Source organism: Paraburkholderia sp. J7 (assembly GCF_905220155.1).
GTDB lineage: Bacteria > Pseudomonadota > Gammaproteobacteria > Burkholderiales > Burkholderiaceae > Paraburkholderia.
On sequence record NZ_CAJMYZ010000053.1, the window covers coordinates 1 to 12,866 of the forward strand.

Sequence of the window (12,866 nt, forward strand, 5' to 3'; positions counted from 1 at the left end):
GAGGAGCGCAGAGACCTTAGTGCCGTCGGGCAGTGTCAGGGAAAGCGATTCTGGGTCGTCCATCGTATTGAGGTCGTGTCGTTGTGGCCATTGCGCCGATTCTGCATCAATGAGGCATCTGGGAGCGTTTGTGGTGGCGTCCGGCAAGGCGTTGCGCACGCGGAGTTTGCCGGCCGATCCATGCGCGCGCCCATCGTGAACGGCGCCGCAGCCGCGATGTGTCGGTTGACGACCGCAAGCCCGACGGCGTAATTGCACGCCTGCATCATTGTCAGCGAGCTGTTACGACACTGCAATCAGCGTCAAAGGAGGTTCTCGAAGGGCAGTTCATTTAGCTGCCTCTCTGGAAGAGCATGTCCGGCTGCAGAACGTTATGGGTTCGGCCAATTCCTGCCGGCGGCTGGCACCACCAATGGCTGTTTCGCCGCCAGCTCGCGACGGTCAATTTATTGGCGCAAACCGAAAGCAACACAACAGGCAATATTCAGAAGTTCCGCGAAACGAGGACTCGGAGGGATTCGGAACGTCCTTTCAAGGTGACTCCGGAAATCCTTTCGATTTTTGGCTTCGGGACGGCTTCGCTTTTCTGACCCCGTACGACGACCGCAGCCTTAAAACGTTTTCGAATGCTCTGGCTAAAGTCAGATTACTTTCGACGAAACAGGAAAGTTGATTTTCCCGCCCTTTCTGCCTCAGGAAGCTCTGCGACTCCGGCACCTGCCTGAAAACGTTGAGACGGGTCCGTTCAACAAAGCGCAGATTGAATATTTGCGGTACCACCACATGCATGTTTTTAAGCGACCGATCGCAGAGTGACGGTAGCTGTTGATGTCCACACAGAATTGACCCGTCGGGGCCAGTAGTTGAGTTAAGACTCGGTGGAAATCAACAGACTGCAGGATGGCCGAAACGACTCGGGAGGCCGCCATTGTCGCTCAGCCCGCTCGAACGGCGGCTAGGGGTCGACATTACCCATACGCTCTCGACTGAAGTACAACGGCTTTGCCATCTCGGGGTTGGGACATCGACGCGCTCACCTGGCAGCGCCCGACTCCGCGGGCACTCCTGACTTGTGACATTACAGATCCAACTTCCAGAGGCCGCTGGCCGCGCCTTCAGGGCAAGCGGTCACGAATGGCGAGCAACAGATCGAGGTGCCGCTCAACAAGAAGCGGAATGACGGACGCTCCGCTGATCCATCGGCCAATGGTGCGGCGGTCATACCCCGAGGTCCAGCCAAGGCGTGCCAAAGCGTACGCTAGATCAGCGGGCTTCATGGCGACTTCGACAAAATGTCCGGCCCACTGGCGTGCGAACGCGAAATTTTGTCATGGCTGACGGCAAACCCACCCCTCGGACCTGCACTTCAACACCGTGCGGCAGCAACATGCCCGCAACACTCGGCCGCCATCACGCCCGGCAATGCGCGTCGCGGCCACTTGTGTCCTTCGCATTTCGACGGGCACACGCCACGTGACCCGATTCGACTTCTTTCCGTCGATTGCAGGAATACGGCGACGGGGCGAGGTAAGACAGCGATCGGGATGCTACGCACGTTGACTGTTTCCCTTGAGATAGCTGCGCGATCCCGGGACGCCACGTGTCGTCAAGTGCTGGACGGCCATTTCTGCGCGCTTACACCGAGTTTCGCGGATACGCTCTCGCCGACGGCCGCTAACGGTCAGCCCCATATTCGTACCGACTTGACTGCGATACCGATACTTTGACCACTCGAACACTAAAGTTTCAAGCCAGACTGCCGTAAGGCCGGTTTGGTTTCAGGCGCTAAAACGTGCGGAGTGATATGAACAAGAGTATGAGAATTCTGGTGGTGGATGACTTTCCGACGATGCGCCGAATTGTCCGCACCATGTTGAGGGATCTGGGTTATACGAACGTCCATGAGGCGGAGGACGGCGTGATGGGGCTTGCGCATCTGCGTGCGAGCCCCTTCGATTTCGTGATTACCGATTGGAACATGCCTAACCTCAACGGGCTTGAGATGCTGAAGGAGATTCGCGCAGATGCAAGTCTTGCACATCTTCCGGTGCTGATGGTCACCGCCGAGTCGAAGAAGGAAAACATCATCGCAGCGGCTCAGGCCGGTGCGAACGGCTACATAGTCAAGCCGTTTCCCGCGTCCCTCCTGGACGAGAAGCTGAGCCGAATTGTCGAGAAAATGGGCAAGACTGGAAAGTGAAATGAATGAGCGTTAAGGCCCGCCATTGGCCGCAGGAATGTGCATGCCACCGCACATGTCGGCAGGCGTCGAATAAACCTTAACGGAACGTGCCGGCTGCATCGGACAGGACGCGGCCACTTACGGTCGTTCAGTCAGACTGCGTGCGCTTTGCTGGAGCGTCGCTAGTAGACCGGTAAAGCGACAACCAAAGTGCTGCGATTGACAAAGCGCGACAGACTACACGCAACCTGAGGACATGCTCATTGCAGCCGTAACGTTCAAGTTGCATGCCGGTGATACGCAATACGTGCGCACTTCTATCAGCATGGGCCTTCTGGTTGGACATATCACGCCAACCCTGGAGGACCCGGAAACCGGGCCTCACGCAGTCGAGCAGCTTAAATAAACCGATGCTCCGACGACTACAGCCGCGCAATTAAGCTCTTGAATTGAACAAAACGAATGACAACGTGGGTGGCACGCCACCCACCGGAATACGAGCTTCCGGCATGCGGCCTGTGGGTATTCGGCCAACCACTGAAGAAGACTGGGAGATCTTGAAAGGGATCTTCCTTGCTGCGCTGTCTGACAGTCCAACGGCGTTCGGTTTGCGTTACGCCACAGCGGCCGCGTATAGCGAGCAGCAATGGCGCGACTGCGCATCAGTTCAAACGCAACCACTATACCTGGTAGCCTTGGAGCAAGGACAAGCAATCGGACTGATCGGAGACGGGATAACCCGTTCGCACGAATACCACTTGATTGCCATGTGGGTTCATCCGAAGCGGCGAGGCATGGGAATTGGGGGCCGTCTCGTCAATGCAATCCAGGCGCGCGCGATTGAACGCGGACATAGAAGAGTCGTATTGAGAGTCTCGCCAGAAAACGGCCGCGCTGCGGACCTCTATAGAAGGCATGGTTTTATATTCTTGCCGGAATGGGAAACACTCGCCGGTCAACCCGCGATCAACCTGCAAAAAATGGAATGGAGTAGCAGTCGCTGACTGTCGTTACGATTTCGCTGGGAGCTTGATCGACCGTGTTCGGGTTGCTCAAGAGTCCGCTCAGGGTCGACTCACGCTTTTTGCATGAAGGCATCGGTCGTGATGCCACTATCCGATGACTGCACCGGCGTCGCTCAACGTTCGCGCGGTAATCACGTGGCGAACCTCGTCTGCAACCTCATGCCACCAAGCCGCTCCTTCGCCGTCCACCGCGCTCGGGTCGATCGCCTTGCGATAGATCGCCTTCGCATTGTTAATGCGTTGGCAAATCGTCGCCCTCTCGTCCCGAAGCGCGGCGCGACGAACATGCTGCGCAGTGCTCTGCTCTTTCCAGCATTGGAATCGCCTACTACGATCAGCATTCGCTCTAACTGTGGCAATTGACAGAGTGGTTTGTTCACCAGTCGCTTTCTGTTATCAGTGGTCGGTCGACGGCAATCTGGTCGCATTGGCGGTTCTCACTCGCCATTCACTATCGCCGCATCTGAACTGCTGCATCCAGACCTGCTTGAGCTCGTCCCCATCAACCACATCGGCGGCTACGATGACCCGCTTTTCGTAATGGCCCAAGCAGCTGACAGTGATCGCACGCGAGGCAATGGCGTCACCCTCGAAGCGAAGCGCCGCAATCTCGACGAGCGGCTCTTCCTTCTCATTTCCCGCGTAGGCCTTCGATGCCCCGCGCACCGTAAGATCGTCAAACCATCGAACGGTCCAACTGCCGTCAGTTGCCCGTCGTTCGAGGACTACGTCACGAGACCACCACGCTGCCTCGTGCGAGAGCTTCTGCTCCGTCTCTACCGGTTGCTCAGCCACCGCGGGACCTGCAGTCAAGACTGAGGCGAGCATAACCGCACCAACAACCGATGCCTTCATCTTTCTTCTCGTTGTCCGTTGCAAGTGCGTTGATTACCCGTGAATCATTTTGCGAGGTCCGTGTTGTTGCGGCTGAATGGCGGCGAAGACGTGCGCCTCCTTCTGTAGCGCCGTCAGAATCTCAACGGTCTGGGTATACAGGTCGAGGCCAGCAACATGCACGAAAGTCTCACGCGAGCGCCCGATCGACGCAATCTGCTCTGAGCACACAAATACAGTTTCGCGGGCATCCCCCGCAATGACCGTGTCCTGAAGGATCTGCAACTGGTGAATGATCCGACCGAGGAATATGACTCCCTCGCTCTTTTGGGGAAGCGTCACTGACAAGCGTTCCAGGTCGTCAATCGTTTGACGCAGCAGCGATAAAGTCGCCCGATCCATTCTCGTCTTCTCCTTGTTTTTTTCCTCTTTCCGCGGTTGGTCGCTACAAAAAGTACCACTGGCAAATCTCCGAGATCCGTTGCCTTCTCTCGCCCAACCCTTCTTTATCGGCATCTGCGCACGAGTCTGTAGATCCAAACGACGAACCTTGTAAAAATCATGCAAAACGCATTCACGAGGATAGGTTGAGCGCGGCGACGACTCGCCACATTGTCCCGTGCGAGAACGCCCGTTACACCTCCTGGGCCGCCGGCACATGTTGACCGTACGCCGCCGAGGCGAGGCTATTCCACCTGTCCGAACCCCATACTCGGGCGGGTCGCCTTCGGCCGCCCCATCAGGCAGTCGTCGGCCAAGACCCGCCGTTCGCCTGCATCCTCGCTCGGACGTTCAGGCCCAGCGTCAGGCGGAAGTGCGAAGAAATCTTTGTGAACTTTCCACCTTCAAGTCGCCGGGCCGCACTGGATTCACCGACTTTCTCGGCACATCAGTAGGCACTAAAAGACAGCGATCAGCGATGTAGCAATAAATTTTCTACCATAGGCGCATTAGCTATGGAAACGTTGCTACTCGCGCGCACCCGGCAATTGAGACCGGCGGACGCGATGCTGGCATACGACGTTCGCCTGTTGGATACCGGCGCTGTAACACGTGGCCCGCCCGCCATGGACGGCAAGGGAGTCGAGATGTCTCACGAACTCTACATCCAGGCACTTAGCGCGATGTTCCTGTTCTGGAATGGGGCGCGCATCCTCACGTACCTTCCGACGATCGGCAAACTCCTCGCGAGGGAAGCAGACATGCGCAGCCACAGTCTGTTGAGCTGGGGCTGCTGGGCTTTCAGCAATGGCACATTCGCACTCATGCTCCTCGAAATGAGCCGGGGAATCCCGAATGGGATGTTTTGGATGAATCTGGCCAATACGCTGATGTGCGTCATTGTTTCGCTCATCATCCTGTTCAGGCGGTTCCCGCGCCTGCACACAAGTGCCAGTAAGGTCTACCGAAACATCAGACGAAATGAGTGGAAACCCGACGCCGTGGCTGGACAGTTGGGGCTGCTGCATCTAGGCGGACGCAGCCTGGCTGGGGGCGCCAATCTTGCGGTTGATCCTGTCCCCACTACACCGCCTATGCGACTCGGACGCCTTGCACTTTGGGTTGCGCCGGCGAGCGTAGTGGCGTTCGGGGCCGCGGGTGCCGTCACGTATGATCTCTGGTCCGACCATGATCAGAACGCTGGCGTCGAATCAAACGCAAGCGCACGACAGGCGTTCGGGATAATCAGACCGGCATCGCCGATCCCACAAGGGTCTTCGTCCGCTCAGGTCTCGCCAGCAACAGCAGTTCCTGCTCGCGCAACCGCAATCGCTCGTGCGGAACTCGCCCCGCCTGCGCCTTCCGCTTCGCCTGGCCGCAGCGCGGCACCTTCCCGCGACGGTGCTGCACCGCGGATGGCCACAGGGCGAGTGGGTAAAGCCAGCAACGCCGCGCCCCAGAATCGCGGACATTGGGCGTCGCGCTTGATGACAAGCTTGCGGCAAGCGCTCGGCATCACCCGATCAACATCGCCAAAGCGACAGACACTTTCGTCCGGCCATGGCGTACCACCAAGGTCGGCCTCTGCTCGTGGAACTGCGGTTGGCCATGCTGAGATCGTCAGGCGTGTCCCTTCCCCACCGTTCGATCACGGCGCTGCACAACGCCGGGATTTCCCGGCACCGCGCGTCGCTACAGGTCGCCCCGGTACCGCGGACGATTTCGCCACGCAAAATCGCCGCCGTTCGGTGCAACAGGTTCCCGTCGATGAACCGCGGCCAGGCGACGTCGTCGAAGCGGCCCCGGTCGTGTACGCTGCGCCTCCCGGTGTGTACGTGGGGCCTCCGGTTGTGTACGCGCAAGCGCCCGTCGCATACGGCCGCGGCTATGAGGGTGAGTACTGGGACCATCGGCAATGGCACGACAACGGCCGGCACAAGGGCTGGAAACATCGCCAGCATGATGATGCCGAGAACGATTAGTGCCTGTCACACGGCAAACCGCCTGCGCATTCGCCAGCGGCCATCTATCCTCCGCAATTTTTTTGGTGCGCCTTGTCCGTCGGCAAGACGTGCGAGCGTCATTATGATGGCGGCACGATGTAATTCATCCGCCTCAACCCCATGACGGAGGCTCAAATGGAATACCTCTTGATGATCTATTCGCAAGAAAACGGCTGGAGCCAGATGACCGACAGTGAGCGGCAGCAAGGCGTCGCCGCTTATCACGCGTACACCGAATCGCTCCAGAAAGCGGGGGCGCTGGTGGGCGCCAACCGGCTGCAGCACACGAATACGGCCACGACCGTGCGGTTGGTCGACGGCAAGCCGCAAGTGCTCGACGGACCGTATTCCGATTCGAAGGAGCAACTCGCGGGCTACTACCTGATCGACGTGCCCAACCTGGACGCGGCGATGGCGTGGGCGTCGCGGTGTCCCGGCGCGGCTCACGGCATCATGGAAGTGCGCCCGGTCTGGACCGCTCCGTACGATGCGCCATCTGCTGCATGAGCCAGTCCGGCGGCGGCCGTCACGCTGACGCCGCCGCACATTCCATTGCCGAGGCAGTCGCGCGCCGCAGCTATGGCAAGCTCGTCGCGTTGTTGGCGATGCGCACGCGCGATGTCGCCGCGGCCGAGGACGCACTCGCCGACGCGTTCGCTGCGGCACTCGCGCACTGGCCGGAGCACGGCTGCCCCGCGAGCCCCGAAGCCTGGCTGATGACCGTTGCGCGCCGGCGGGCGATAGATGGCGCACGCCATCGCCATGTCGGCGACACAGTGGTGAACCAGCTCGCGATCCTCGCGGATGAGATCGACGAGTGCGAACCCGGCGCGTTGCCCGACCGGCGGCTCGCGCTGCTCTTCGCATGCACACACCCCGCACTCGAGGCCGCGATTCGCACGCCGCTGATGCTGCAGGTCGTGCTGGGCCTGGAAGCGAAGACGATTGCATCCGCGTTTCTGATGTCTCCCGCCGCCATGAGCAAGCGCCTCGTGCGCGCGAAGACCAAGATCCGCGAAGCGGGCATTCCGTTCAGCGTGCCCGAGCGTGAGGAACTGCCCGGCCGGCTCGACTCCGTGCTTGAAGCTGTCTATGCCGCGTATGCGGAAGGTTGGACGGACCCGGTCGGCGGCGACACCGAACGGCGCGATCTAGCCGACGAGGCGCTGTATCTTGCGCAATTGCTCGTCGAACTGCTGCCCGAGGAACCCGAGACGCTGGGTCTGCTTGCGCTGATGCTGTTTGCGCAGGCGCGGCGCGATGCCCGACGCGATGCGGCCGGCGATTACGTGCCGCTGTCGGCTCAGGACCCGGCAACATGGAACGCACCGATGATCGACGCAGCCAACGCACTGCTGCGGCGCGCGAACGCGTTTAATTCAATCGGTCGCTTTCAACTCGAGGCCGCGCTGCAGTCGGCACATGTGCATCGCTGCCGATCGCATTGCCCGAACTGGGACGAGATCGTGCAACTCTACGACGGGCTGCTCGCCATAGCAGCTTCGCCCGTGATCGCGGTGAACCGCGCACTCGCACTGGCGGAACGCGACGGCGCACAGGCGGCGCTCGACGCGCTCGCGCCGTACGCGAACGATCCGCGGCTGACTGACTACCAGCCATACTGGGCGGCACGCGCCAATCTGCTCGCGCGTGCCGGCGCTACGACCGATGCGCTTGACGCGTACGATCTTGCAATCGGCCTCGAGCGCGATCCGGCGGTGCGCCGGTTCCTGCAGCGCAAGAAACTGGAGCTTGCATCGGCGAGCAGCTAGGGACGCGTGGCTGTGCGAACGTCCGCAATGGAACGCTTGACACTACAGATCATGTTTGGAGTTTGAGCGGCCGCGCCGACTGTTTTCCCCGGCTTGCCCGCGCGTCTCCCGCGGACCGGCCAGGCGGTCTATCATGATGGTGCTGCATTCATCAGCGCAGGAGCCCATCATGATCTCCCATCCGTCCGCCGCGCCGACCGGCACCGCTCCCGACACCGCGCGCCCTTCCGCCGGCCCGACTCGCCAGCCCGATCGCCCATCCGGTCCGACGGGCCTGCAAACTCCGGCTCCCGACAACCTGCCAGACGCCAACGCGGCCGAGCCCGAGCCTCACGAGCATCTCCCGTCCAGAAGCGACGACAACTGATTCGGCACCGCCGTGCCGAGGCGTCGTGGCGCGAGACTCCGTCGCTTGGCGTGGGCCTGCAATATCCACCTGCAACACCCGCCCGCCACGTCCTCCCGCGAGGACCGGCGGGTTTCTGTTGGTGCTCCCCAACCGGTCAATTTGCCCGGGTCAATCAGTGACAGCTTCGGGCGTGGGGCCGCAATCGGCGGGAAATTGCGCCCTCGGTCTTCGTGTATAAATGAGGCTGCCCAATACAAACGGAGCCCGCCGTGGCCGAAACCCCACCGTCCCACTCAAAGCCAGTTACCGAAGGCGCGCGCACTTCGGTCTCGCGTCCTGTCAGGCTTTGGGCCCTCTGCGGCGGCATCGGCCTATTGCTCGTGAGCCTGTTGGTGGTCTTCGCCCCTGATCGGGAAAAACTGGATGAACGGGCGCTGAGCGGCCTGGGATTTTTCACGGGCGCGTGCGATGACGGAAGCGATTCAACTGCCACACCCGAGTCGGGATGCCTGGCATTGCGGGCAAAACCGGCAGTGACAACGTCTCAGCTCGCCGCCGCGGTCCCCCACCTGGCCAAGCTTCACCTGAAACTCGAATTGAGTCTGGCGGGCAGCTCCGTTGATAACATCGACTCGCTGAAAGAGCTGGATGATGTGGTATCGCTCGACCTCACGGGCACTCCGGTCTGGAACATCGACGTGCTGAAGGGAATGCGTTCCCTGAAAAGACTCGTGATACACCGCACCCAGGTCCAGAACATCGATGCGCTTCGAGAATCGACCGGTCTCCAATTGCTCAATCTCTGGGACACCCGTGTTTCGAATCTCGAAGCACTGAGGGACTTGACTGAGTTGCGCCAACTCGACCTTCGGGATACGCAGGTTCGGGACCTCGAAGCGCTGGCGAAGCTACCTCGTCTGGAAGCACTCAAACTGGGTGGCGCGAGAATTGTCAGGGACATCGAGCCACTCGGTCAATTGACCACGTTGACAACGCTCGATCTCAACGAGACGCAAGTCGAGCGCCTCGATCCGTTGAAGAATCTTCACGATCTTCAGGCGCTCTATCTCGCGAACACGTCTGTTCGTGACATCGATGTACTGATGGGCATGCCACACCTGAAGACGCTCGTGCTCGACGGCTCCAAAGTCGAGAATATCGAGGCGGTGCGGGGATTGCGCGAGATGGAAACACTCGTTCTTGCCCGCACGCCAGTCACGAACATCGACGCACTGAAAGGCCTGACTGGCCTGCAAAGGCTCAATCTCTCCGACACCCGCGTCGAGAACATTGATGCGCTGAGCAATCTTACTGCCCTTCGAACACTCAATCTCTTTCGCACCGACGTTCAAGACATCGACGCGCTAAAGAGACTGAAGGGGCTACAAGAGCTCTATCTCGCGAATACGCCAGTCAAGGACGTCGACGTACTGAAAGGCCTGACCGGGCTACGGGAACTCGTTCTCTATGGCACCAGGGCCCGGAATGTCGATGAACTCAAAGCGGCCTTACCAAACACTCGAGTTGTATGGTGACCACCCGGTTTGCCCCGCTCGCACGACTCGAACTAAAATTCGATCAAGACTTGTGTCGAATGCCTGGGATATCTAAATGCATCAACATTGTTGGTGCACTCTGGAGACCGGTCGATCAGCACGGAACCGGACTACGACGGGCCGCCCGCGACCGCCCTTACCCTGCGCGATGTGTTGCGCTCCAGTCTCATGTACAGGTTCGCTGCCACGATACCGAAGACGATGTGAACGAACACGCTCGCCAGGTTGCGCCCCTCTGCGAACCACGGAAAAAGCCGTGTCATGCCGTAGAAGTTAATAAGGTAAACGGCTACAGCGAATGCGCCACCCGCCAGCGAAGCCATCCCCATGCTCGAGTCCAGGTCGAATGACGTCATGACCAGACCGAGGGCAAGCGCGAATACGATGGCAAGGGCAAAATGCACCACGAAGGCCGCGAGCACGATGCCAGGCGAGAATGCTTGCGGCGATTGCAATGCGCCTCGTCCCAGAATGATCGCGGCGACCATGCGTGGGGGCTCCAGCAGACTGCCGCCAGTCGTCAGTGCCATCAGGACGACCCCTAACACCAGGAACACAGTGCCGGCGATGACGCCTGCCAGCACGGCGGCCCGACAGTCGAGCTGGCCGTGTGTGAAATGATGGAAATCCATGTGAAGGTGCACAATTTGTCTCCTGATTGATTCGGAGAAAACTTCAGCAAAAAACACCTTCAAATCAGGCGTGCTTCTCACTGAATTCGTTGAGCGGCACAGGCTGCTTGAGCGGATCGAAGTCGGCCCACCGCCCTTGTTGCCAGCAGCCGGTCGCACGTTCGATCGCCGCGCCTCCCGCATCGCGCAGCACCCGTGCGGCGTCCAACTGGCTGTCCGGCGACACGTGTACGGCCACCAGCACACCGGATTCGCGGGTTTCTTCGTTGCTGGCTTCGCGCGTGCGCACCATCGCGCCGACCAATGAGCCGATATACGCACTCACCCCAGTCGCGATCAGCGACACGATAAGCGGCGGCGAAAACACTGCGAAGACCCCGACGCCGACCAGGGCGCCAACCACTGCGCCAATCGTGATGCCTATCTCGGCACCCGCCGGCGCCTCCCTCGCGTTTGCGTCGGTGATGGTTTCGAATCCGTGCTGGCCGCACGGATTGACGAAAAACAGTGTGACGTCCTCTTCGACGAAGCCGGCAGTGATGACCCGTTGTGCCGCGTCTTCAGCTGCGGGGAACGTCGTAAAGCGTGCTGCGACGATGAGTGACATGTGGCCTCCATCCATCGTTGAGCGGCGGTTGCAGGCGTACCACCCCACCTCACCTCACCCGTGCCGACCTATGTGCATGCGATGGCACGCGTCGCGACTATGGCGTGGCGCCGCGATCGGGTTCCATACCGTCCACGCTGAACCGTCCGCAATGGACCACTACTCCTTGCGGCTGTGGCGCAAATTGCCGCTCGCGAGCGAAAAAACGGTTGATTCACCTTGTCTCGTCGGTACGGCTATCGTCCTCATTGTGCAAGCGCGCAATCAGAATCGCGATAGGTCAACCTCCTCTATTTGAGGTAGGTGCTTCGCCAGGTGTCGCGGTGCATCGTGATGACTGTTCGCCGCTCGTGCGTAGCTTCGAGCGGCATGACGTCTTCAGGACGACGCAATGTGACCGTTCAATGGCAGTCAGCTCGCACGCTCGTTCGTCACGCGGCCGCAGCGCAGCCTTGCTTCGTACGACTCGCATCCTGCTAAAACGAAATGGGGATTCGAATATTCCCGGCGTGTTGTGCGGTCCGCGAGAATGAGATGGGGTTGACCGCAGCGTCGAACGCACAAGCGTCGACGTCCGTCATTTCGCTGACAACGACGGATCGCATGACAGCCATGGAGACGTTCGTTGCCGTCGTCCCCCTCTTTTTCCATGATTCGATTCGCGCCCCGGCACATTAGCGCTCAGGCATGCAGCGAAGCGGCAATCCGCACCTTCACGGAGGCCACGCAATCCAGTGCCGTAGCCAGCACGGGATTTGGCGAAACTTCGCCGTAGTAGAGCCGCACAGTTTCAAGAAAGCGCGCGCCTTCGATCGGCAGGATGGCGAGCGTACCGCGCCGTGCCACGGTCAACGGCATCAATGCGAGAAACGGATACAGGCCGAGCATCGTCTCGTTCGCCTGAATCGAAACCGACTGCACGCAGCCCGCCGGCAACTCGAGGCCGCCGCGTTGCAACCAGCGTTCGAGGGCGACGAAAGTGGGCGCCTCGCGCGGCGGCAGAATCCACGGCAAGCCAGCAAGATCGGCGCGCTTGACGGAACGCCGCGCCGCGAGCGGATGGTCGCGTCCGCACACGATCACGATAGGATCGTCCAGCAACGCGCGCGAGGCCAGCGCACCCACACCCTCCTGCGGTTCGGTGCGGCTCAGCACGATATCGAGGCTGCCCGCGGCGAGCATCAGGAATAACCGGTCGCTCGTCGCCTCGAAAAACGACACGTTGACGTGGGGCGCGCGCTTTTTCAGCTCGAGCACGAGTTCGGGCGCGAACACCGGCAGCACGGTTGGCACCGCACCCACGGCAATGCGCCCCGAGAGTCCGCTCGTGAGCGCATCGACCTCGTAGCGCGCCCGCTCGATTTGATGAAACACCTCGCGCGCATGCCGCAGCAGCACGTCGCCCACCGCGGTGAAGCGCAACCGGTTGCCCACGCGCTCGAGCACCGGGGTGCCGATGCCCGCC

The 12,866-nt window shown here is 60.5% G+C and carries 13 protein-coding genes; 8 read left to right on the forward strand and 5 right to left on the reverse strand.

The genetic code is table 11. From position 1 onward, the window contains the following. Positions 1 to 353: 353 nt before the first annotated feature. The 3 genes from U5A58_RS39935 to U5A58_RS39945 all read left to right on the forward strand — a co-directional run bounded on the left by U5A58_RS39935 (position 354) and on the right by U5A58_RS39945 (position 3,186). Positions 354 to 590, forward strand: coding sequence for a hypothetical protein (locus U5A58_RS39935; protein WP_321965400.1), 237 nt, complete (start codon positions 354 to 356; stop codon positions 588 to 590). Positions 591 to 1,804: 1,214 nt separating this feature from the next. Continuing rightward, the gene (gene cheY / locus U5A58_RS39940; RefSeq protein ID WP_321913441.1) at positions 1,805 to 2,200 is read left to right on the forward strand and encodes a chemotaxis response regulator CheY; all 396 of its coding nucleotides are present in this window, start codon (positions 1,805 to 1,807) and stop codon (positions 2,198 to 2,200) included. A gap of 431 nt (positions 2,201 to 2,631) precedes the next feature. Beyond that, the gene (locus U5A58_RS39945) at positions 2,632 to 3,186 is read left to right on the forward strand and encodes a GNAT family N-acetyltransferase (protein ID WP_321965401.1); all 555 of its coding nucleotides are present in this window, start codon (positions 2,632 to 2,634) and stop codon (positions 3,184 to 3,186) included. 417 nt (positions 3,187 to 3,603) lie between these two features. Here the strand turns inward: U5A58_RS39945 and U5A58_RS39950 are convergent, their stop codons facing one another. Then, on the reverse strand, positions 3,604 to 4,062 hold the full coding sequence (locus tag U5A58_RS39950) for a hypothetical protein (protein ID WP_321965402.1): 459 nt from the start codon (positions 4,060 to 4,062) through the stop codon (positions 3,604 to 3,606). Between the two features lie 33 nt (positions 4,063 to 4,095). Next, positions 4,096 to 4,443: a hypothetical protein gene (locus U5A58_RS39955; protein ID WP_321965403.1), complete on the reverse strand. Its 348-nt coding sequence runs from the start codon at positions 4,441 to 4,443 to the stop codon at positions 4,096 to 4,098. A gap of 554 nt (positions 4,444 to 4,997) precedes the next feature. Between U5A58_RS39955 and U5A58_RS39960 the strand changes: the two genes are divergently transcribed. The 5 genes from U5A58_RS39960 (at position 4,998) to U5A58_RS39980 (ending at position 10,141) form a co-directional block, all read left to right on the forward strand. Next, entirely contained in the window at positions 4,998 to 6,464 is a 1,467-nt protein-coding gene (locus U5A58_RS39960; protein WP_321965404.1) for a hypothetical protein, read from the forward strand. Positions 6,465 to 6,620: 156 nt separating this feature from the next. Beyond that, positions 6,621 to 6,992: a YciI family protein gene (locus tag U5A58_RS39965; protein WP_321913446.1), complete on the forward strand. Its 372-nt coding sequence runs from the start codon at positions 6,621 to 6,623 to the stop codon at positions 6,990 to 6,992. Next, positions 6,989 to 8,257 (forward strand): RNA polymerase sigma factor, encoded by a 1,269-nt coding sequence (locus U5A58_RS39970; RefSeq protein ID WP_321965405.1) that lies wholly within the window; start codon positions 6,989 to 6,991, stop codon positions 8,255 to 8,257. The genes U5A58_RS39965 and U5A58_RS39970 overlap by 4 nt, the downstream gene beginning before the upstream one ends. A 169-nt stretch (positions 8,258 to 8,426) precedes the next feature. Further along, positions 8,427 to 8,624 (forward strand): hypothetical protein, encoded by a 198-nt coding sequence (locus U5A58_RS39975; RefSeq protein WP_321965406.1) that lies wholly within the window; start codon positions 8,427 to 8,429, stop codon positions 8,622 to 8,624. Between the two features lie 251 nt (positions 8,625 to 8,875). Next, complete coding sequence (locus tag U5A58_RS39980; RefSeq protein WP_321965407.1) at positions 8,876 to 10,141, forward strand: leucine-rich repeat domain-containing protein; 1,266 nt, start codon at positions 8,876 to 8,878, stop codon at positions 10,139 to 10,141. Between the two features lie 131 nt (positions 10,142 to 10,272). Here U5A58_RS39980 and U5A58_RS39985 read toward each other — a convergent pair whose 3' ends face one another. The 3 genes from U5A58_RS39985 to U5A58_RS39995 form a co-directional block, all read right to left on the reverse strand. Continuing rightward, a complete protein-coding gene (locus tag U5A58_RS39985) occupies positions 10,273 to 10,794 on the reverse strand; it encodes a hypothetical protein (RefSeq protein ID WP_321965408.1) in 522 nt (173 codons plus the stop codon). A 64-nt stretch (positions 10,795 to 10,858) separates the two neighbouring features. After that, the gene (locus U5A58_RS39990) at positions 10,859 to 11,401 is read right to left on the reverse strand and encodes a glycine zipper domain-containing protein (RefSeq protein WP_321939955.1); all 543 of its coding nucleotides are present in this window, start codon (positions 11,399 to 11,401) and stop codon (positions 10,859 to 10,861) included. A 681-nt stretch (positions 11,402 to 12,082) separates the two neighbouring features. Further along, a partial coding sequence (locus U5A58_RS39995) for a LysR substrate-binding domain-containing protein (protein WP_321965409.1) occupies positions 12,083 to 12,866 on the reverse strand: 784 nt, incomplete at its 5' end.